This window comes from Ferrovibrio terrae (genome assembly GCF_943371255.1).
Taxonomy (GTDB): domain Bacteria; phylum Pseudomonadota; class Alphaproteobacteria; order Ferrovibrionales; family Ferrovibrionaceae; genus Ferrovibrio; species Ferrovibrio terrae_B.
This window is the reverse complement of sequence record NZ_CALRUC010000074.1, coordinates 1-21,254: the sequence shown is the minus strand read 5'-3', so window position 1 is coordinate 21,254 and position 21,254 is coordinate 1. Positions and strand designations below refer to the sequence as shown.

Genomic DNA, 21,254 nt, shown 5'->3' with positions numbered 1-21,254 from the left:
AGCAGCAACAGTTTCGGCCGGCTCATCAACGCGCGGGCAATCGCCAGCATCTGCTGCTCGCCGCCCGATAAGGTGCCGCCACGCTGCTCGCTGCGTTCCTTCAGGCGCGGGAACAGGCCGTAGACGCGCTCGAGATCGCTGTCGAAATGCGCCGGGTCGCAGGCAACCGCCCCCATGCGCAGGTTTTCCAGCACCGTCATGCGGGGAAAGATGCGGCGGCCTTCCGGTGCATGCGCCAGGCCGCGCCGTACCAGAGTGTGGGTCGGGCTGCCAGTGATATCGGCGCCACCCAGTGTCACCTGCCCATGGCGCGGCTTGGGGTGGCCGCAGATGCTCATCAGCAGCGTCGACTTGCCGGCGCCATTGGCACCGATCAGGGCGACGATTTCGCCCGTGCCCACCTCGATATCAACGCCCTTCAGCGCATGCACGGCGCCATAATAGGTGTGCAGGCCAGCGACCGAGAGCATCAGGCGGCCCCCATCGCGACGGCAGAGTCTTCCGGCTCGCCAAGATAGGCGGCGATCACCTTCGGGTCGTTGCGCACGGCGTCAGGCGGGCCATCGGCGATCTTTCTGCCGTAATCCAGCACCACGATATGATCGGAGATTTCCATTACCACGCTCATGTCATGCTCGATCAGCAGGACACCGCATTTGTGCTCGTCGCGGATGAAGCGCAGCAAGGCGTTCAGATCGGCAGATTCACGCGGATTGAGGCCCGCGGCCGGCTCATCGAGGCAAAGCAGCACCGGCTCGGTACACATCGCGCGCGCGATCTCGAGCCGGCGCTGGCCGCCGTAGGGCAGGCTGCCGGCTGTCTCGTCGGCCATGTCCAGCAGGCTGGTGCGATCAAGCCAGTAGCGGGCGCGTTCAACCGCGTCGGCCTCGGCCTTGCGATAGCCCGGCAGGCCAAGCAGACCGAACAGCGTATAGCCAGAGGCACGCATCAGCTTGTTGTGCTGGGCGACGATCAGGTTTTCCAGAACGGTCATCTTGGGGAACAGGCGGATATTCTGGAAAGTCCGGGCCACCCGTGCCTTGCCGGCAATGTCATTGCCGGGCATGCGCTCCAGCAGGTAGGGCGTGCCGTTGTTGTTCAGCGTCAGGCGGCCAACTGTGGGCTTGTAGAAGCCGGCGATGCAGTTGAACACCGTGGTTTTGCCGGCGCCGTTCGGACCGATCACCGCGGTGATCTGGTTCGGCATCGCATTGAAGGATACATCGTTGACGGCGATCAGGCCGCCGAACCGCATGGTCAGATGTTCGACCTTCAGAAGCGGCATCGTCATGATGTCCCCTTCCCTGCAGCCGTTGCACCGAGCCGAATGGTAGGTTCGCGATGGGACAGCAGGCCCTGTGGACGCCAGACCATGATCAGCACCATGGCGGCACCAAAAGCGAGCATGCGGAACAGCGCGAATTCGCGGGCCACCTCGGGCAACAGGGTCAGGAAGGCCGCCGCCAGTACAATACCGGCCTGGCTGCCCATGCCACCCAGCACGACGATAGCAAGGATGACGGCCGATTCAATGAAGCTGAAACTCTCCGGGCTGATGAAGCCCTGGCGCGTGGCAAAGAAACTGCCGGCGAAGCCGCCAAACATGGCGCCGATGGCAAAGGCCGTGAGCTTGGTGTTGGTCGGGTTGATGCCGAGCGCGGTGCAGGCGATCTCATCCTCACGCAGGGCTTCCCAGGCACGGCCGACCGGCAGCTTGCGGATGCGCATGGTGAAGATATTGGTGACCAGCGCCAAAGCCAGGATCACGTAATAGAGGAAGATGATGCGATGGATCGAGGCGAATTCGAGGCCGAACAGCTGGTGGAATGATGTCGCCCCATCCGGCGGATCGTTGCTGAACGGGAAGCCGAAGAACGATGGCCGCTGGATGCCGGAAATACCGGCGGGACCGCCGGTGACCGGCTGCCAGTTGAGCAGGATCACGCGGATGATCTCGCCAAAGCCAAGCGTGACAATGGCCAGGTAGTCGCCGCGCAGGCGCAGTACCGGGAAACCGAGGATGACGCCGAAGGTGGCCGCAAACAATCCCGCCAGTGGCAGGGCGGCCCAGAAGCCGAAGCCGAAATGCATCGACAGCAAGGCGTAGGTATAGGCGCCCACCGCGTAGAAGGCGACGTAACCGAGATCGAGCAGGCCCGCGAGGCCTACAACGATATTCAAGCCCCAGCCCAGCATCACATATATGAGCACTACGGTGGCGAGATCGACCACGGTGCGACTGGCAAACGGCAGCATCGGCAGAATCAGGGCAAAGCCGATCAGCACCGGCATCAGCCATTTATCGGCCTTGCGACCAAGTTCACTGAGCAGTTCCTTGCGGTTCGCGGCACCCGGTCCGTCCTGGCTGCTCTGCTCGCGGCGATTGCGATTCCAGTCGAAGGCGATCCGCATGCCGAGACGGCCGAAGAAAACGGCGACGGCCGCATAGGCAATGTAATCGAAGCGCGTCTTGATCCCGAGCGGGCCGCCGGTATCGACGGTTTCGAAACCGATCAGCGGCAGGGCCAGCAACGCCGCCACACCGGCAGCCAGGATTGCGTCTTTCAGACGTTCGGCCGCCGTCATCTCACACCTTCTCGACTTCCGGCCGGCCCAGCAGGCCGGTCGGACGGAAAATCAGCACGACGACAAGAATGCCGAAGACGGCAACATCCTTGTATTCGATACTGAAATAGGCCGACCAGAAGGCCTCGATCAGGCCAATGAGCAAGCCGCCCAGCATGGCACCCGGCAGGCTGCCGATGCCGCCCAGCACGGCGGCGGTGAATGCCTTCAGGCCAGCCAGGAAGCCGATATAGAAATCCACCACGCCGTAATACAGCGTCACCATCACACCGGCGACGGCAGCCAGCACCGCACCAATCACAAAGGTCAGCGAGATGGTGCGGTCGGTATTGACCCCCAGCAACGCGGCCATGGTGCGGTCCTGCTCGCAGGCGCGCTGGGCGCGCCCCAGTGGCGTTGCCGAAATCAGGTATGAAAACCCGAGCATGAGCAGCAGCGTCATCACCATGATGATGATCTGCAGGTAGGACAGCGTCACTGAGAAGGTTTCGCCCTTCACCAGCTCGATGCCGCCACGGATCATCGGCTGAAGCGGCTTGATCTTGGCGCCCTGGGCGATCTGCACGTAGTTCTGCAGGAAGATCGACATGCCGATGGCCGAGATCAGCGGCGCCAGCCGGAACGAGCCCCGCAACGGGCGGTAGGCAATCCGCTCAACGGTCCAGCCATACAGGCCGGTGATCAGCATGGAAACGATCAATACGATCAGCAGCGACAACGGTACCCAGGTAATGCCGGCCACGCCCAGGATCGAAAAGGTGATCACGGCGATGAAGGCGCCGATCATGTAGATTTCGCCATGCGCGAAATTGATCATGCCGATAATACCGTAAACCATCGTGTATCCGATGGCGATCAGCGCGTAGACCGCGCCCAGCGTCAGGCCATTGATCAACTGCTGTAAGAAGTACTCCATTCGCCCCCGTTATCGCCCGACTAGTCGCTGCGCTGCTTGTTCAGCACATAGCGGAGCTTTTGCACCGCCAACCGTCCGAGTTCGTCCCTGGACAGGCGTGGGTCCCCGACCATGGACACTTCCTTTCCGGTGTCCGGATCGATCGCAATCACCTGTAACGCCGTACCGTAGCGGCGAAACTCGACGATCGCTTCCCAGTCCTCGTCATCGCTCCCTGTCGCGTCTGACATGAATCGTCTGTAACACTCCTTCGCAAGCTGGCTCAAGGGTTAAACCGGTTTTGCACAGGCCGGGACGTCTTGCTGCGCAACCACTGCCGGACGGGAAATTTAATTGCGGTTGCTCAGTGCCCTTGCTCCTTCCGCCATAATATTTTATATATAAAATAAATCTCAGAAAAAGATTCACCAGGTGCATCTGATGCAGAGTCTCAACCCCGCCGAATGGGCCAAGCCGAAGGGCTATGCCAATGGTATTGCCGCCGAGGGCCGCCTGGTCTTCGTGGCCGGCCAGATCGGCTGGACCGCCGAGGCAAAATTCGAGAGCGATGACCTGGTCGACCAGACGCGCCAGGCCCTGCGCAACATCGTGCGGGTGCTGGCCGAGGCAGGCGGACGGCCGGAGCATATCGTGCGGCTGACCTGGTATGTCGTCGACAAGCGCGATTACATGGCCCGCAATGCCGATCTGGGCAAAGCCTATCGCGACATCCTGGGCAAGCATTTCCCAGCCATGACGCTGGTTCAGGTCGCTGCCCTGCTGGAAGACCGTGCCAAGGTCGAGATCGAAGCAACCGCGGTTATTCCGGCAAACACCTGATTCTGCGCGCCTAAATTTCCCGTTCCCGTTCGGAACCGGCCCGATGCCCTGACGTTTGGTTCATGACCCCATCAACGGCGGTCATTCTCCTGAAAGGAGATGAGCCATGCGTGAATTGTTGCTGATCCTCGGCGCCGCCTGCATAGCCAGCCTGCCGTTTGTGGCATTCAACGAATGGTTTCACACTGCGCCGCGACAGGAAGCCGTGAGTCTGTGGGGGGACGACCTCCGGCAAACCCATCCCAGATACACCACCCCAAGGCTGATGGCTGCCAGCGCCACGATCGAGCGCCGCTGATGCGCACCCTCTCCGCTCTTGCCGGCCTTCTCGTGCTGGGTTGGACAACCTTAGGCCTTGCACAGCAAGCGCCGAAGGAGGAGGAGCCGACGCCCCGCCAGCCGCGCGCCGCCGTCCCCGGTCCCAATGCCGTGCCCGGCATACCGCTCGGTGAAAAAGATAAGACCCCCGATTTCTCTGTCGAAGAAAACATGCCGCATTTGAGCCGTGATCAGGTTGCCGCGATCGGCGCGAAGCTGCGCAATGAAGCCGGCGACACCCTCGGTACGATTGAGAACATCGTCCTTGATCGTGATGGCCGTGTGGTTGCTCTGGTGGTCGGCATCGACAAGTTACTCGGTCTGGCCGAGGACCGCGTCGAGATTGACTGGAAACAGGTTCGCTTCGAGCGCAAGGATGCGGTTGTCAGCTTCATCACACAACTCAGCAAGGATGAGTTGCGCGGCCAAGCGAAATTCAGCGAGCCAAAGCGCCAGCCGGGCTGACGCAGTTTCAGCCCAGATCGCGGATCATCCGGATGATGCCGGAATAGTCCAGCGCACCATTTCCATTGTCGACATACTCGGCATAGAGCGCCGTTGCCTCAGAGCCCAGCGGCGTCTGTACCTTGGCGGAGCGCGCGGCTTCCTGCGACAGCTTCAGATCCTTCAGCATCAGTTCGGCAGCAAAACCCGGCTTGTAGTCGCGATTGGCCGCCGAGGTTGGCACCGGACCTGGCACCGGGCAGTGGTTCATCAGTGCCCAGCAGGAACCCGACGAGCTGCCGACGATATCGAACATTGCCTGCGCCGAGAGCCCCAGCTTCTCCGCCATCACGAAGGCTTCCGAGATGCCAATCATGGTGATCCCCAGCACCATGTTGTTGCAGACCTTGGCGGCCTGCCCGTTACCGGCACCGCCGGCATGAACGATCTTCTTGCCCATGGCTTCCAGAATCGGCCTGGCCTTGGCAAAAGCCGCATCGCTGCCCCCGACCATGAAGGTCAATGCGGCATTCTCGGCGCCGGCAATGCCGCCGGAAACCGGCGCATCCAGCATCAGCATGCCTTTGGCTTCAGCGGTGGCAATCGTCTCACGCGCCGTCCTCACATCGATGGTTGAGCTGTCGATGAACAGGGTGCCTGCTTTGGCCGCGGCAAGAATCCCCTTGTCGCCGGTGTAAACACTATTCACATGCTTGCCGGCCGGCAGCATGGTGATCACGGCATCGACATCGCGGGCAGCATCGGCCGCTGTAGCGGCTTTGCTGCCGCCGGCATCGACCACCTTCTGCACCAGTTCCGGCATGAGGTCGAAGGCCTTTACCGTATGGCCAGCCTTCAGCAGGTTGCGCGCCATCGGGCCGCCCATATTGCCGACGCCGATAAAGCCGATATTCGCCATGGTCGTTTCTCCCGCTTGTTCTGTTTATTCAGTCGAACTGCAACTCGCCGTCCGGAACCGGCGTGAAATACTTTTCAATCTCGGCGTCGGAGACGTCTTCCAGCCGCGCCGGCTGCCATTTCGGCTTGTGATCCTTGTCGATGATCACGGCACGCACGCCTTCATAAAAATCATGGCCAAGCGCGATATGGTTGCAGATGCGCCATTCCAGTTTCATGCAGTCGCGCAGCGACAGGCTGCGGCCGCGACGAAGCTGCGCGAAGGTGAGCTTGACCGATGTGGGCGATTTGCTGCGGATGATACCCATCTGCTCGATGGAGAACGGGCTCGGGTCGGTTTCCAGTGCAGCCATGACGGCTGTCATGCTGTCGCCGGCAAAGCGGCGATCGATTTCGGCCTTGCGATCAGCCAGCAACGATACCCCGGCGTCGCTGGTGAACTCTGCCACGACAGCGTCGATCGCGGCCTTGTCAGCCGGTGAAGCCGCGATCAGGGCCTGTTCCAGGGCTGGCATTTTTTCACGCAGCACGAAATGCGTGGCCACACCGGCTGTCAGGATATCGGCGCCTTTCAGCCGCGCACCGGTCAACCCCAGGAAGGTGCCAAGCTCTCCCGGGCAGCGCGGCAGGAAATAAGTACCGCCCACATCAGGAAACAGGCCGATACCGGTTTCCGGCATGGCGAAATGGGCAAACTCGCTGATGATGCGATGGCTGCCATGCACCGAAAGACCGACGCCGCCGCCCATGAAGATGCCATCGATCAGCGCGATGAAAGGCTTGGGATATTCGCCGATCAGGGTGTTGCAGCGGTATTCATCATACCAGAAGGACTTGCGGTAGCTGACACCTTCAGGGCCAAGATCGGCGAGCTTGCGGATATCACCACCGGCGCAGAAGGCCTTCTCGCCTGAGCCCTTGATGATCACCGCCCTGACAGCAGGATCGGTCGCCCAGCTGCGCAGATGCTTTTCCAGCGGCAGGCACATGTCATGCGTCAGGGCATTCAGGGCCTGTGGGCGATTCAACTGGATAATCGCGATGCCGTTATCGACCGAAAACAGAATATCGTTGCTCACTGCAAACTCCGGAAATGGCTCAGTCGTGGAATGACCCTGACATCAGGGCGCGAGAGATGATCACACGCATGATCTCGTTGGTGCCTTCAAGGATCTGATGGACCCGCGCGTCACGCAGGTAACGCTCGATCGGGTAGTCCTTCAGATAACCGTAGCCGCCATGTAACTGCAAAGCATCATTGCAGATGGCAAAACCGGCGTCGGTGGCAAACCGCTTGGCCATGGCGCAGTACATCGTGGCCTCGGGGCTCTTGGCATCCAGCATGGCCGCAGCCTGCCGGATCATCAGTCGGGCTGCCGCCAGGTCGGTGGCCATATCGGCCAGCTTGAACTGGGTCGCCTGGAAATTGCCGATGGCATTGCCGAACTGCTTGCGGCTGGCGACATACTCGCGTGCCGCCGTCAGGCAGGCCTTGGCCGCACCCAGCGAACAGGCGCCGATATTGATGCGGCCACCATCCAGACCGGCCATGGCGATGCGAAAGCCCTCGCCTTCTTCGCCGATCCGGTTGGCCTTGGGCACCTTGCAGTCATCGAAGATCACCATGGCGGTCGGCTGGCTGTTCCAGCCCAGCTTGCGCTCCTGCGCGCCGAAAGACAGCCCGGGCGCGCCCTTCTCCACCACCAGGCAGGTCACGCCGCGCGCCCCGGCCTCGCCAGTCCTCACCATGCAGACATAAACATCCGAACGTCCGCCGCCTGAAATGAAAGCCTTGGTGCCATTCAGCACATAGTGATCGCCGGCATCTGTTGCCCTGGTCTGCAGGGCCGCCGCATCGGAACCTGCATTCGGCTCGGTCAGGCAATAGGAAGCGAAGTGCTGCATGCTGCACAGATCCGGCAACAAGCGCTGACGCTGCTCGTCATTGCCAAAGCGGTCAATCATCCAGGCCGCCATATTATGGATCGAGATATAGGCGGCGGTGGATGTGCAGCCGGCCGCAAGCTCTTCAAAGATGATTGCCGCATCAAGGCGACTGAGGCCGGAGCCGCCGACCGCGTCAGAGACATAAATGCCGCCAAACCCCAGGGCTGCGGCCTCGCGCAGTTCATCCTCCGGGAAATGTTTCTTCTCATCCCATGCCGCGGCATTCGGCTGCATCCGGTCCAGTGCGAAGCGCCGCGCTGTCTCCTGAATGGCCCACTGATCATCGGATAACTCGAACAGCATCGTATTTTCTCCCTTAAAGCGGGTCTTAATCGCCCGCTTATCGGCAGTCAACCGCTGCCGCTACGTCTGATGCTGCAACAGAGTCGCATGGGCAGTGCCTGCATGCTAGCCTCCCGCGCGAATTTCGACCTGTCGCTACCACGGACCAATGCTGCCAGCCACGTCAACCACACACCAGTCTGACGCCGATAACGGCATCGGCTGGCCATTGCGTGGGCTGGCCTATGGTCTCGCTGGCATCATGATTGGCATTGCCGTCATGCTTGCAACCCCGCCGCTGCTGTCTGGATCCATAGCCGTTGCCTGGTTACCGGGGGCGCCGCCATTCCATGCCGACGTGGTGGCGGTCGCCATCCTTGCGGGCCTGGCATTGCTGACACGCGATACGGCCGGTGCCCTGTCGCGCCTGCTGGCCCTCGCTCTTGCCTGCCTCAGCATCGTCAGCCTGTTTTCCTTCATCCGCCATCCGGAACTGCAATTGGCTGCCGAGTTATCAGCATCGCTGTCACTCAGCGCCCTGTGGTCTGGCCATATGGGGCCGGTGGTCGGTATCGGCGCCCTGCTGACGGCTGCCCGCCTGTATGTCCCGGTCTCAAAACGCGCCACGATCGGCAATGTGCCGCTCGGCTGGTCGGCTGCCATGACGCTGGTGGCACTCTCGATCACCCTTGCCATTGGTGCGCTCGATATCCTGCCGCAGGCTGCGAACTGGACCATCCATGCCGCAGCCCTGCCCGATGGTGCGGTCATCCTGCTGCTGCTGGGCGCGGCCTGCGCCGCCCGCACATTCCATGCGTCGCCTTCCATTGCGCCGATCCAGCTGCTGGCCGGGCAGAGCGTTGTGCTGATCGGCGGCATCATCGCGTCATTCATCCTCTGGCAGGCCAATGTCGCCAGCACGTCGCTGCCGCTGGTGCCCGCGCTCTCCTTCACGGCCTGCCTGGTGGCGACCTATATGATTGCCGGCCTGATCGCGTTGGCCGTGCGCGTGATGATCCAGCAACGCGCCATGGCTGAAGCCCGAGCAGCGCTGCAGGCCAGCAATGATCTGTTCGAGGCGGCAGCCCGCAGCAGCCGCCTCGGCATCTGGGACTGGGATTTGCAGACCGGCGATCTTTTGATTGTCGCCAACTATCTGCAGGACAGAAACGACCGCAGCCTGCTGGCATCACGCACCACCATTGCCGCCTTCACCGAGCTGATGCATCCCGACGATCAGGGCATGGTCATGCAGCGGGTCAACACTGCCCTGCGCCAGCACAAGCCTTATGAAGCCGAGTTCCGCATCCGGCGCGACAATGGCGTCTATATCTGGGTTCTGGCGCGCGCCGAGGCGACCCGGGACGAAACCGGCAAACCGGTGCGCATGATCGGCAGCCTGGAAGATGTGGATCAGATCCGCCGCCAGATGAATGAACTGGAATTGCAGCGCCAGACGCTGGAGGAACAGTCGGTCAAGCTGGCCGAAACGGCACAGGCACTGGCATTGGCCAGAGACGCAGCTGAAACCGCCCATAAGGCCAAGTCTAGTTTCCTTGCCATGATGAGCCACGAAATCCGCACGCCAATGAATGGTGTGCTGGGTATGCTCAGCCTGATCCAGCGCAGCGAGATCGAGCCTGCGCTGAAGCGGTATGCCGAAGTGGCGCATCAATCGGCACGCGACCTGCTTGGCCTGATCGACGACATCCTCGATGTTTCCAAGCTTGAAGCCGGCAAACTGCATATCGAAGCGATCGATTTCGACCTGCGGCCCTCGATTGACAGCGTGATTGCCCTGCTGACGCCACGCGCCAAGGAGAACGGCAATCAGTTGATCCTCGATATTGCCGAAGGCGTGCCCGAGCATGTGATCGGCGATCCGCTCCGGTTGCGCCAGATCCTGACCAATCTGGTGGGCAACGCGGTCAAATTCACTGAAAAAGGCACAGTGACAGTCACCATCACGGCCACACCGTTGCAGAATGGCGATTTCATGCTGCACTGCGCCATCCGCGACACCGGCATCGGCATCGCGCCAGAGCAGCAGCTCACGCTGTTTGAGCCTTTCACCCAGGCCGACATCTCAATGACCCGCCGGTACGGCGGTACAGGCCTTGGCCTGACCATCTGCAAGCATCTGGTTCACTTGATGGGCGGCGAGATCGGCGTGATCAGCGCACCAGGTGAAGGCTCGACCTTCTGGTTCACCGTGCGCTGCCGCGAAGATGTCGAGTTGACCGCCAAACTGGGTCTGCAGGAAGCGCGGCCCCAGCCTGCCCCGCCGCCGGCCAATGATGCCTCAACCTTGCTGCCGCCCCGTCCGATCGAGGCCGATATCGCCGATCTGGTGCAGCAGTTCGACCGTCTTGCCGGACGCAAACCACAGGGTGGTGGCGGAACAGGCGGCGGTGTTACGGGGCATTAACCAGCCTGACCGCAGAATCGCATCGATCAAGTGTTGATGCGCGAGGTTAGGATATGCTGCCGATCCACCCAGGCGTTCTGCTCGAACGGGCGATCATCGCCCGCGGCACCGATCCTGACCATTTTCAGCGCGAAGCCCATATCCCGCGCAGGCTGCTCCGCCTGGTTCTGTCGGGTGAGCGGCCAATCTCTGCCGGCCTGGCCATGCGGCTGGGCAGGATTTTGGGAACTTCTCCCTGGGTCTGGATTGCGTTTCAGGAGCGGTTTGATAAATCATTCTGAATGAACAACAGCCCCGTTCCCCCTCTGCCGCAATTTCCGGCCTCGCGGCCCCGCCGGCTGCGCCGGTCCGACTGGACCCGTCGTCTGGTTGCCGAAAACAGCCTCAGTGCCAACGACCTGATCTGGCCGATCTTCGTGCATGATGCGAAGACCAATGCCCCGATCGCGTCGATGCCGGGCGTCGAGCGCCTCAGCGTCGAGGCGGCCGTGTCTGCAGCGCGCGAGGCAGAACAACTCGGCATTCCGGCTATTGCCCTGTTTCCTGCCACCGATCCGAAGCTGAAAACGGCCGATGGCCGTGAAGCCCTCAATCCGGATAACGTGGTCTGCCGCACCGTGCGGGCGGTGAAAGCGGCCACCAAGAACCTGGGCATCCTTTGCGATGTCGCACTCGATCCCTACACCGACCATGGCCATGATGGCCTGCTACGCGATGGCGAGATTCTGAACGATGAAACCGTCGAGGTTCTTGTCCAGCAAGCGCTGCTGCAGGTGCGGGCCGGCTGCGACATCACGGCGCCATCCGACATGATGGATGGTCGTATCGGCGCGATCCGTCAGGCTTTCGAACGCGAAGGCCTGCGGAATGCGCAGATCATGGCCTATGCGGCAAAGTATGCTTCAGCTTTCTATGGCCCGTTCCGCGATGCGGTCGGCTCGTCGGTCAATCTCGGTATGGGTGACAAGCGCACCTATCAGATGAACCCGGCCAATGGCGATGAAGCCCTGCGCGAAGTGGCACTCGACATCGCCGAAGGGGCTGACATGGTGATGGTCAAGCCGGGCATGCCGTATCTGGATATCTGCTGGCGGGTGAAGGATGCCTTCGGCCTGCCGACGTTTGCCTATCAGGTATCCGGCGAATACGCGATGCTGGCCGGGGCCGCCGAACGCGGCTGGCTCGATCGCGCGAAAGTGTCGTGGGAAAGCCTGCTGTCGTTCAAGCGCGCCGGCTGCGATGGCGTGCTGACCTATTTCGCGCGCGACATTGCCCGCATGATCGCCCAAGAAAAATAACCGGGGCAAGCAGCCTTAAAAGGCTGCCACCCCGGCTCTCACTTCACTCAGAACTTCTTGGCTATCTTGGTGGCTTCCAGGCGGGCGATCAGGCTGGACGTATCCCAGCGGTTACCGCCCATTTGCTGCACTTCGGCATAGAACTGGTCGACCAGTGCGGCGACCGGCAGGCTGGCGCCGTTGCGCCGCGCCTCGGCCAGGCAGATGCCAAGATCCTTGCGCATCCAGTCGACCGCAAACCCGTAATCGAACTTGCCCTCGATCATGGTCTTGTGACGGTTGTCCATCTGCCAGGAACCCGCAGCACCCTTGGAGATCACCTCCACAGCCTTCGTCAGGTCGAGGCCCGAGGCACGACCGAAGGCCAGCGCTTCCGCCAGGCCCTGGACCAGGCCGGCGATGCAGATCTGGTTCATCATCTTGGTCAACTGGCCGCTGCCGGTCGGACCCATCAGGTTTTGCATCTTCGCATAGGCCTGGATCACCGGTTTGACCGTCTCATAGGTCGGCGCGTCACCGCCGCACATGATGGTCAGCTGGCCGTTCTCCGCACCGGCCTGACCGCCGGAAACCGGCGCATCGATGAAGCCCTGGCCATTCACCTTGGCCTTCTCGCCAATCTCGCGCGCAACGTCTGCCGATGCTGTGGTGTGATCGACAAACACAGCTCCCTTGGCCAGGCCGGCCAGGATGCCCGTATCGCCGTAAGTCACCGAACGCAGGTCATCGTCGTTGCCGACGCAGGCCATGACGAATTCAGCCCCGGCAGAGGCTTCCTTGGGAGTCGCCGCCTTCTGGCCCTTGTGCTGGGCGACCCACTTGTCTGCCTTCTCCGCCGACCGGTTCCAGACCATCACGGCATGCCCGGCCTTAACCAGATGCCCGGCCAAGGGGTAGCCCATGACACCCAGACCGATGAATGCAACCTTTGCCATTGCTTCCCCCTAAAACCAAAGAATAACAAGTAGTTATGGTTAACTGCGTGCGGCAGGCGCAGTTTGCACCATGCCGCCAGAACAGGCAATCGCCGCATTAACGCACTCTTGGCGATTGATCAATGGCATCAAACAATTAGTGCTTGCAGATCATGCAAAATTAAGGTAAATAGAATGTATAGTTACTTTATCTGGCGTGGGAGAAACCCATCATGCCGCTCGACATCAATGGCAGCTATGCCACGTCGGGCAGCAGCGGTGCGAGTGCCCGCAATGCTGTCCGAGTAAGTAGCAACACCCCTTCCACTGCAACCGCCGATGTTGCAGTCCCAGCCGTGCGCGATGAAAAGCCCGCACGGGAAGAGGTCGCCGTTTCTTCTCCATCCGCAAATGTTGCCGTGTATGTCAGCCCTTTCATCCGGCTCGACATCACATCGCGGCTCGCCATCGTTGAAATTCGTAACAGCGAGACCGGCGAGGTACAGCAACAGTATCCGAGCCCGCGTGCCGTGCGCGAGTATACGCAAAATCTGCCTGAAGATTCGGATCTGCGCGCAGGAACACAATCGGAAAGCAACGACGCGTCGCAGCAGCCGCGTGTCATCGGCAGTGCGGCTGACAACGCAACTCAGGCCGCCCAGACTCCTCCTGGTCTGCAAGCCCCAGCAGCGCCTGCGGCTCCGGCTTCGCCGTCAAGCCCTCAGGCCGCCGCAGCTGCGACGGCTTTCGGCAGCTTCCAGAGTGTTCCGACTGGCGGCAAGCAGCTCGCGATCGCCTGAGTTCAACCACCTGTCGTCTGGAAGCTGAGCCTGCGCCTATCGCGGGCAATTAGCGAATTGCTTTGCCCGGCAGACATTTCAATCCTGCAAATCGTTATCGAATCTGTTAAGCCTGCAGCTGTATTTTGGCGAGCAGGACTTTATGCGCTGGGTTGTCAGATTAGTCGTCGCTTTGATTGTTCTTGTTGGCCTTGCCGGCAGCGCCGTCTACGTTCTAGCTCGCCTGTCGCTGCCCAAGATCGATGGTGAAATCAAGGTCGGTCAAACCCTGGCCGGCCCCGTCGATATCCTGCGCGACCGCCATGCCATTCCTCACATCCGCGCCAGCAGCCGCAATGATGTTGCCTTCGGTCTTGGGTACGCCCATGCCCAGGACCGCCTGTGGCAAATGGAAATACAGCGCCGTGTCGCCGCCGGCCGCCTTGCCGAACTGTTTGGCAATCCGGCCCTGAACACCGACAAGTTCCTGCGCACGCTTGGCATCCGCCGCAAGGCCGTAACCGCCTTTGCCGCCCTGCAGCCGGCAACACAGGACACCCTTCAGTCCTATGCCGATGGCGTGAACGCCTTCCTTGCCAGCCATACTGGTCCGCTGCCGCCGGAATTCATCACATTCGATGTCAAACCGGAACCATGGACACCTGCAGACTCTCTGGGCTGGCTCAAGATGATGGCCTGGGATCTGAGTGGAAACTGGGGCAGCGAGCTCGCGCGCCTCGGTCTGTCCCGTCGCCTCAGCAAACAGCAGATCGAGGAGTTCTATCCGCCCTATCCGGGTGACGGACCAGTGGCATTGGCGGATATTGGGAATCTGTACCGGGAGGTCGCTGCCGCCCTCGATATTGACCAGCTCCTGAAAATCCTGCCGCCTGAGCGACCCGAAGGCATCGGATCGAACAACTGGGTCATCCATGGCAAGAGCACGGTGACAGGGCAACCCCTGCTCGCCAACGACCCGCATCTGGGCCTCACCTCGCCTGCGATCTGGTACTTCGCGCATCTGATCACACCGCTCGGAGCATCCATCGGGGCAACCCTGCCCGGCGTGCCGGGCGTCGTGCTGGGCCATAATGGCCGCGTTGCATGGGGTTTCACCAATACGGGCCCAGACACACAGGATCTCTATATTGAAAAAATCGACCCGAACGATCCTGCCCGCTATCTCACGCCTGATGGGTCGGCTGCCTTTGTGAAGCGGCAGGAGGTGATCAAGCTGCGCGGCGACAGCGATGTCGTGCTGACCGTGCGTGAAACCCGCCACGGCCCGGTGATTTCCGATGTGCACGACCGCGCCCAACGCCTGATCGAACCCGGCTATGTGCTGGCCTTTGCCTGGACGGCTTTACGCGACGACGACACGACCGCCGACTCACTGCTTGGCCTCGACAGCGTCACCGACTGGAAAAGCTTCAACGAGAACCTCCGCCGCTTCGTGACGCCACAGCAGAACATCGTTTATGCCGACCGCGAAGGAAATATCGGGTTCGTGGCACCAGGCCTGATTCCGATCCGGCGACCCGACAACGATCTTAAGGGGCTCTCGCCGGCGCCTGGCTGGGATGCCAGATATGACTGGACCGGCTTTATTCCGTTTGACCAACTCCCGCGCAGCTATAATCCCCCGCAAGGCATGCTGGTTACGGCCAACCATAAAATCGTGCCCGACAGCTATCCCTTTTTCATTACGTCGGAATGGGCCGAGCCATACCGCGCGCGCCGTATCGAGAATCTGCTGAAGGAGCGCAACGTTCATTCTGTCGAAAGCTTCAAGCAGATGCAGGGCGACACACTGTCCACGATGGCGACAGATATCCTGCCACTGATGCTGGCGGTGCCACCCAAGACTTCACCACGCAATGCTGAAGTACCGGGCAGCCACGCGATGCTGGCGACCTGGGACGGCAACATGACAATCAACCGTCCGGAACCGCTGATCTTCCAGGCCTGGTATCGCGAATTGAGCCGGCTGGTTCTTGCCGACGAACTGGGCGAAGCCTTCCAGCCGCTCTGGCGTTTCAGGCCAGTGCTGATGAAGAACATCCTGTCCAATCACGATGGCCAGGGACGCTGGTGCGCCAATGTGGCTACGGGGGCTGCAACCACCTGCGCCGACCTGATTGCCGAGTCCCTGGATCGCGCCCTTGACGATCTCAAGGCCCGTTTCGGGTCCGATCTGGCCCGCTGGCGCTGGGGCGATGCCCATGCGACCCGGGCGCCGCATCGGCCATTCAGTAACATTCCTGTGTTACGCCGCCTGTTCGAGGTCAGCGTGCCCACGCCGGGCGATGCCTTCACCATCAACGTGGGCCGGAGCGACATGGGGAACGAGGCCGACCCGTTCGGCAACCATCATGCTGCCTCCCTGCGGGCGATCTACGATCTGGCCGATCTAAACCGCTCGCAATTCATGCATTCGACCGGCCAGTCCGGCCATGTCCTGTCGCCACATTACCGGGATTTTGCCACCCCCTGGGCAGCCGTCGACTACATCCCCATGTCGATGCGGCAGGCCGATTTTGAGGCCGGAGCCCAGGGACGCCTGCGCCTAACCACCCGCCAGTAAGCGCCAAAAGGGTCTCCAACCGGCAATCCGGCATAAACCATTACCCCTTTTCAATATTCTATTTACCCCCCGCATACGATAAGAAAGGCTGGGTTGCGTGCCTGGGCAGATTCGCGTCCGCGAAATCGGCAGGGCACGGCATGGAGAGTCAAGATGCTGATTATTATCGGCTCTATTGTCGGTCTGGGCTGCGTGCTCGGTGGCTATGTTGCCATGGGCGGCAAACTCGCCGTGCTGTGGCAGCCGTTCGAGTTGGTTATCATCGGCGGCGCCGGCGTCGGCGCTTTCATCGTGGGCAACCCGAAGCCGGTGCTGAAATCCGGCCTGAACGGCTTCAAGACCGCTTTCAAGGGCCCGAAATACACCAAGGACGATTACCTCGAACTGCTGTCGATGATGTACAGCGTGTTCAAGCTCGCCAAGAGCAAGGGCATGCTGGCCCTGGAACAACACATCGAAAAGCCGGAAGAGAGCAAACTCTTCACTCAGTTCCCCAAGTTCATGGGCGACCACCATGCCATGGATTTCATCTGCGACTATCTGCGCCTTATGACACTGGGCAGCGAGAACCCGCATGAGATGGAATCCCTGATGGACATGGAGCTGGAAGTCCATCACCAGGAAGATCACCTTGCCCAATCGGCGATCAACGCTTTCGGCGAAAGCTTTCCGGCGCTCGGCATCGTTGCCGCCGTGCTCGGTGTTATCAAGACCATGGGCTCGATCAGCGAACCGCCCGAAGTACTTGGCAAGCTGATCGGCGGCGCACTAGTCGGTACCTTCCTCGGAATTTTGATATCTTATGGCATCGTTTCGCCGATTTCCGCGGCCTGCAAGGCAACGATGGAACATGACAGCAAATACCTGATGTGCATAAAAGCTGGTTTGCTCGCACATCTGCAGGGCTATGCGCCGGCGGTTTCAGTTGAGTTCGCACGCAAGTCGCTGATGTCGAATGTGCGGCCGAGCTTCTACGAAGTTGAAGAAGCGACCAGCAAAGTGCAGTCGGTTTGACGATCGCGGAGCGCTGAGCGATGGCCGGTCTCGATGGCGAACGCCCTATCATCGTCAAGAAGATCAAGAAGGGCGTCCACTCCGCACATGGCGGCGCCTGGAAGGTGGCTTACGCGGATTTCGTGACCGCGATGATGGCCTTCTTCCTCTTGCTCTGGTTGCTCAACGTCACCACCGACGAGCAGAAGAAAGGCGTTGCCGACTATTTCTCGCCCGCCTCGGTCAGCCGCAGCCTGTCGGGTGCCGGCGGCGTGATGGGCGGTCGCACCATCTTGGAAGACGGTGGCAAGATTTCCAGCTTTGGCCTGCCTTCGATGGTGATCGGTCCCTCCTCCGAAAAGAGTGATCAGCCGGATCAGCCGCAATACGATCAACGCTATCCCGACTCGCGCCAGCCACCGCCGGCTCCGGGCACTCAGGGCGACCGCTTCCCTGACCCGGCCGAGGCCGCTCAGCGCGGCGCAGGCCAGCAGGTCCAGGAAGGCCAGGGCGGCGGCCAGGAGCAGGTTCTCGACCTGCAGCAGATCGATGCACAGGCCGCCCGCGAGCGCGTGGCACAGGCCGAAGCCGAAAACTTCCGCGAGGTTGAAGCTCAGATCCGTCAGGCGATTCAGGAAAACCCGCAACTGTCCGAGCTGTCCAAGCAGATCGTGTTCGACAACACCCCGGAAGGCTTCCGCATCCAGCTTGTCGACGAGGAACAGTCTTCCATGTTCCCGTCCGGCAGTGCTGGCATGAGCGACAAAACCCGCCGCCTGATGCAGCAGGTCGCGCAGGCGGTTTCAAAACTTCCGAACAAGCTGGCAATCAGTGGCAACACCGACGCGCAGCCTTTCCGTGGCCAGGGCGCGTATTCCAATTGGGAACTCTCCGCTGATCGTGCCAATGCGGCACGGCGCGCGATGATTGAGGCTGGCGTGCCGACTGAGCGTATCCGTCAGGTCACCGGTAATGCCGACCAGGACCCGCTGATCAAGGACAACCCGCTTGATGCGCGCAATCGCCGCATCGCCATCCTTCTGCTCAGCGATGTGCCGAAGCCTGGCAGCAACACTGCCGGTGGAGCCGGTGGTGGTGCCGGAGCCGGCAGCAGCAGTGGCGGTTTCCAGCCTGGCGTCATCCGGCCCGGCGCGTTGCGCAACCCACCGCCGCCGCCGCCGCCGCCGCCCGGGCTCAGCGGCCCGGGGTCGAACAGCCAGATCCGCATCATGCCGAGCCGGTAAGATCGCGTGACGCAACAGCCCTCATCATCTGATCTCACCTCTATCGCGGTACCGGTCCTCGATCCCTTCGCAGATCCGGCCCGTTTCGAGGGCCTGCTGTGGCGACGGGCCTTTGCGTATCTGATTGACTTGATCGTGCTTCTGGGCCTGTTCTTCCTCTACAAAGTGGCCCTGGTCGTACTCACCGTGGCAACGTTTGGCTTGCTCACGCCCCTTCTGATCCTGATCGCCGCCGCCATTCCGGTGGCCTATCACACCCTCACCATCGGCAGCTCTGCGGCTGCAACCCCGGGTATGCGCCTGTTCGGCCTGGAGGTACGGGTCTGGAGTGGCGGCAAACCGGGCTATCTTCAGGCCCTGCTCCACACCGCCGTGTTTTATGTGACGACCAGCTTCACCGGCGGTTTGATCCTGCTCTGGCCGCTGTTCAGCAACCGGCGGCGCTGCCTGCACGACCTGCTGTGCGGCACCATGGTCGTGCGCCGGGTGTGACAATAAAAGCGCAGAATACCCCCTCCCCAAGCCGGTCAATTACGCTAATCTGTTTTCGACTCTTGAGTGGATGGACTGCGACGTGAAACATCGGCTGCAGATACCTTTGCGGCACTTCTTCGCCACCCCACCCACACCGTGCCCCTATCTACCGGGCCGGCTGGAGCGCAAAGTGGTGACTCTGCTCGCCGGCGATGACCCGGACGGGCTGCATAATGCGCTCAGCCAAGCCGGCTTTCGCCGCAGCCAGGATCTGGCCTATCGACCTGCTTGCGAAAACTGCAATGCCTGTGTGCCGGTGCGCGTGCCGGCCGCAGAGTTTGAACCCAATCAGGCCCAACGCCGCATCCTGCGCCGCAATGCAGGCGTGCTGGCCCGCCGCCTGCCCGCCTATGCCACCCGCGAGCATTACCAGGTGTTCCGCCGTTATGTGACCGCCCGTCATGATGGCGGCGGCATGGCAGACATGGAATTTGCCGATTATCGCGCCATGGTCGAGGACAGCCCGGTCCGCAGCGGTCTGACCGAGTTCCGCAATGCCGATGGCCGGCTGTTCGGAGTCTGCCTGATTGACGAGATGAGCGACGGCGTGTCGCTGGTATACAGTTATTTCGACCCTGATTTCGAGGATCGCAGTCCGGGCAGCTTTATCATCCTCTGGCATATCCAGAACGCCTGCGATCTGGGTCTGCCTTACGTCTATCTGGGCTACTGGATTTCCGAGAGCCGGAAGATGGCCTACAAAAGCCGCTTCCGGCCTCTGGAAGCCCTAAGCCAGGAGGGCTGGCGCCGCCTCGCCCCGCAGGCCGAGCCGGTGCCCCAGCCGGCCCCCGCCGTACCCACCTTGGTCTGACCCCCAGTTTCTTGCCTCGGGCACCGAGCGGGGGTATTTTTCCCGACCGTATGCGGATTCTCCGTATACACCACGTTGTTGCGCCCATTCCCAGACCGGAATACCGGCCACCAATCCCTAGGGAGAAAAAACCATGCTTCGTCGTAAATTCCTTGCAGGCGCTGCAGTTGCAGGCGCCGGCAGCATCGGTGCTGCTGCCAGCTTCCCGAGTCCGGCACTCGCCCAGAGCCAGCCTGAAATCAAATGGCGTATTGCGTCCAGCTTCCCGAAGAGCCTCGACACCATCTATGGCGGGGCTGAAGTTATCGCCAAGCGCGTGGCCGAGCTGACCGACAACAAGTTCCAGATCCGCGTTTTTGCCGCGGGCGAAATCGTCCCCGGCCTGCAGGTTCTCGATGCTGTCCAGGCCGGTACGGTCGAAGCCGGCCACACCGTCAGCTACTACTATGTCGGCAAGGATCCGACCTTTGCCTTCGATGCCTGCATGCCATTCGGCCTGAATGTGCGCCAGCAGAATTCCTGGATGCGCACCGGCGGCGGCATGGAACTGATGCGTGAGTTCTTCAAGGACTACAACATCGTTCAGTTCCCGGCCGGCAACACCGGCACGCAGATGGGCGGCTGGTTCCGCAAGGAAATCAAGACCGTTGAAGATCTGAAGGGCCTGAAGTTCCGCATCGCCGGCATTGCCGGCCAGATCCTGACCAAGCTGGGCGTGGTGCCGCAGCAGATCGCCGGTGGCGACATCTATCCGGCACTGGAAAAGGGCACCATCGACGCAGCCGAATGGGTCGGGCCGTATGACGACGAGAAGCTCGGCTTCAACAAGGTCGCCAAGTACTACTACTATCCGGGTTGGTGGGAAGGTGGCCCGCAGGTTTCCCTTATGATCAATCAGCAGCAGTGGGCGAGCCTGCCACCGGCCTACCAGGCTGCGATCGAGACCGCTTGCGCTGACTCCACGCTCACCATGCTGGCAAAGTATGACTCGCAGAATCCGGTGGCCCTGCGCAAGCTGGTTGCCAGTGGCACGCAGCTGCGTCCGTTCCCGCGCCCGGTGATGGAAGCCTGCTTCGATGCGGCCAATCAGGTTTACGCCGAAGTCGCGGCAGCGAACCCGAAGTTCAAGAAGGTCTACGAGCCCTGGCTGAAGTATCGCGATGAACAGCTGCTGTGGTTCCGCGTTGCAGAAGGCACCTTCGACAACTTCATGTCGGCTGTCAGCCAGCGCAAGCCGGCAGCAAAGAAGGGCTAATAAATCGCCTAAAGACTTTCTGTATACGTACTATGGAAAAGCCCCGCTCTGTCGGGGCTTTTCTTTATCGGTCGTTGTTCTGGTTAACCTGATCCCGTAATCTCCCCCCATCGTCTGACGCAGCGCGAGTCTGCAAGGACGGTCGGTAATCGGGCCGAAAGTGTCCGGCCCGCCAAACAGGGAG

Annotated in this window: 22 protein-coding genes; 13 read left to right on the top strand and 9 right to left on the bottom strand. The window is 61.2% G+C overall.

Annotated elements, in window-relative coordinates; translation table 11 throughout:
* The 5 genes from AAG799_RS15325 to AAG799_RS15305 form a co-directional block, all read right to left on the bottom strand.
* Window positions 1–470, bottom strand: a 470-nt coding sequence (locus tag AAG799_RS15325) for an ABC transporter ATP-binding protein (RefSeq protein WP_341897424.1), incomplete at its 3' end; no start/stop codon positions are given.
* Entirely contained in the window at window positions 470–1,291 is an 822-nt protein-coding gene (locus AAG799_RS15320) for an ATP-binding cassette domain-containing protein (RefSeq protein WP_341897422.1), read from the bottom strand. The genes AAG799_RS15320 and AAG799_RS15325, both read right to left, overlap by 1 nt.
* Entirely contained in the window at window positions 1,288–2,586 is a 1,299-nt protein-coding gene (gene livM / locus AAG799_RS15315; protein ID WP_341897421.1) for a high-affinity branched-chain amino acid ABC transporter permease LivM, read from the bottom strand. The genes AAG799_RS15320 and livM overlap by 4 nt, the downstream gene beginning before the upstream one ends.
* Window position 2,587: 1 nt before the next feature.
* Window positions 2,588–3,502, bottom strand: a complete 915-nt coding sequence (locus tag AAG799_RS15310; RefSeq protein ID WP_341897418.1) for a branched-chain amino acid ABC transporter permease LivH — start codon at window positions 3,500–3,502, stop codon at window positions 2,588–2,590.
* A gap of 20 nt (window positions 3,503–3,522) precedes the next feature.
* Window positions 3,523–3,732 carry a hypothetical protein gene (locus AAG799_RS15305; RefSeq protein WP_341897416.1) on the bottom strand — a complete coding sequence of 70 codons (210 nt, stop codon included), beginning with the start codon at window positions 3,730–3,732 and terminating at the stop codon, window positions 3,523–3,525.
* Between the two features lie 190 nt (window positions 3,733–3,922).
* On the opposite strand from AAG799_RS15305, the gene AAG799_RS15300 reads away from it, so the two are divergent.
* From AAG799_RS15300 to AAG799_RS15290, 3 genes are all read left to right on the top strand, one after another.
* Entirely contained in the window at window positions 3,923–4,321 is a 399-nt protein-coding gene (locus AAG799_RS15300; protein ID WP_341897414.1) for a RidA family protein, read from the top strand.
* Between the two features lie 106 nt (window positions 4,322–4,427).
* The gene (locus AAG799_RS15295) at window positions 4,428–4,619 is read left to right on the top strand and encodes a hypothetical protein (RefSeq protein ID WP_341897412.1); all 192 of its coding nucleotides are present in this window, start codon (window positions 4,428–4,430) and stop codon (window positions 4,617–4,619) included.
* The gene (locus tag AAG799_RS15290) at window positions 4,619–5,104 is read left to right on the top strand and encodes a PRC-barrel domain-containing protein (RefSeq protein WP_341897410.1); all 486 of its coding nucleotides are present in this window, start codon (window positions 4,619–4,621) and stop codon (window positions 5,102–5,104) included. The genes AAG799_RS15295 and AAG799_RS15290 overlap by 1 nt, the downstream gene beginning before the upstream one ends.
* 7 nt (window positions 5,105–5,111) lie before the next feature.
* On the opposite strand, the gene mmsB is transcribed toward AAG799_RS15290, so the two are convergent.
* From mmsB to AAG799_RS15275, 3 genes are read right to left on the bottom strand one after another with little or no spacing between them, the layout of a single operon-like run.
* Complete coding sequence (gene mmsB, locus AAG799_RS15285; RefSeq protein ID WP_341897408.1) at window positions 5,112–6,002, bottom strand: 3-hydroxyisobutyrate dehydrogenase; 891 nt, start codon at window positions 6,000–6,002, stop codon at window positions 5,112–5,114.
* A 28-nt stretch (window positions 6,003–6,030) separates the two neighbouring features.
* Window positions 6,031–7,080 carry an enoyl-CoA hydratase/isomerase family protein gene (locus AAG799_RS15280; protein ID WP_341897406.1) on the bottom strand — a complete coding sequence of 350 codons (1,050 nt, stop codon included), beginning with the start codon at window positions 7,078–7,080 and terminating at the stop codon, window positions 6,031–6,033.
* Window positions 7,081–7,099: 19 nt separating this feature from the next.
* Entirely contained in the window at window positions 7,100–8,251 is a 1,152-nt protein-coding gene (locus AAG799_RS15275; protein ID WP_341897403.1) for an isobutyryl-CoA dehydrogenase, read from the bottom strand.
* Between the two features lie 148 nt (window positions 8,252–8,399).
* Between AAG799_RS15275 and AAG799_RS15270 the strand changes: the two genes are divergently transcribed.
* Genes AAG799_RS15270 through hemB form a run of 3 tightly spaced genes read left to right on the top strand, consistent with a single transcriptional unit; the run spans window position 8,400 to window position 11,956 of the window.
* Entirely contained in the window at window positions 8,400–10,658 is a 2,259-nt protein-coding gene (locus AAG799_RS15270) for an ATP-binding protein (RefSeq protein WP_341897401.1), read from the top strand.
* Window positions 10,659–10,711: 53 nt separating this feature from the next.
* Complete coding sequence (locus AAG799_RS15265; RefSeq protein WP_341897399.1) at window positions 10,712–10,939, top strand: addiction module antidote protein, HigA family; 228 nt, start codon at window positions 10,712–10,714, stop codon at window positions 10,937–10,939.
* Window positions 10,940–11,956 (top strand): porphobilinogen synthase, encoded by a 1,017-nt coding sequence (hemB, locus tag AAG799_RS15260; RefSeq protein WP_341897397.1) that lies wholly within the window; start codon window positions 10,940–10,942, stop codon window positions 11,954–11,956.
* A gap of 47 nt (window positions 11,957–12,003) precedes the next feature.
* Here the strand turns inward: hemB and AAG799_RS15255 are convergent, their stop codons facing one another.
* Window positions 12,004–12,891, bottom strand: coding sequence for an NAD(P)-dependent oxidoreductase (locus AAG799_RS15255; protein ID WP_341897395.1), 888 nt, complete (start codon window positions 12,889–12,891; stop codon window positions 12,004–12,006).
* A gap of 212 nt (window positions 12,892–13,103) precedes the next feature.
* Between AAG799_RS15255 and AAG799_RS15250 the strand changes: the two genes are divergently transcribed.
* From AAG799_RS15250 to AAG799_RS15220, 7 genes are all read left to right on the top strand, one after another.
* Entirely contained in the window at window positions 13,104–13,670 is a 567-nt protein-coding gene (locus tag AAG799_RS15250) for a hypothetical protein (protein WP_341897393.1), read from the top strand.
* A 142-nt stretch (window positions 13,671–13,812) separates the two neighbouring features.
* Window positions 13,813–16,233, top strand: coding sequence for a penicillin acylase family protein (locus AAG799_RS15245; protein ID WP_341897391.1), 2,421 nt, complete (start codon window positions 13,813–13,815; stop codon window positions 16,231–16,233).
* Between the two features lie 153 nt (window positions 16,234–16,386).
* Window positions 16,387–17,247 carry a flagellar motor stator protein MotA gene (motA, locus tag AAG799_RS15240; RefSeq protein WP_341897427.1) on the top strand — a complete coding sequence of 287 codons (861 nt, stop codon included), beginning with the start codon at window positions 16,387–16,389 and terminating at the stop codon, window positions 17,245–17,247.
* Between the two features lie 20 nt (window positions 17,248–17,267).
* Window positions 17,268–18,470 (top strand): flagellar motor protein MotB, encoded by a 1,203-nt coding sequence (locus AAG799_RS15235; protein ID WP_341897390.1) that lies wholly within the window; start codon window positions 17,268–17,270, stop codon window positions 18,468–18,470.
* 6 nt (window positions 18,471–18,476) lie between these two features.
* Complete coding sequence (locus AAG799_RS15230; RefSeq protein WP_341897388.1) at window positions 18,477–18,962, top strand: RDD family protein; 486 nt, start codon at window positions 18,477–18,479, stop codon at window positions 18,960–18,962.
* A gap of 70 nt (window positions 18,963–19,032) precedes the next feature.
* Entirely contained in the window at window positions 19,033–19,815 is a 783-nt protein-coding gene (locus tag AAG799_RS15225) for an arginyltransferase (RefSeq protein WP_341897386.1), read from the top strand.
* Between the two features lie 133 nt (window positions 19,816–19,948).
* The gene (locus AAG799_RS15220; RefSeq protein ID WP_341897384.1) at window positions 19,949–21,070 is read left to right on the top strand and encodes a TRAP transporter substrate-binding protein; all 1,122 of its coding nucleotides are present in this window, start codon (window positions 19,949–19,951) and stop codon (window positions 21,068–21,070) included.
* The last annotated feature ends 184 nt before the right edge of the window (window positions 21,071–21,254 follow it).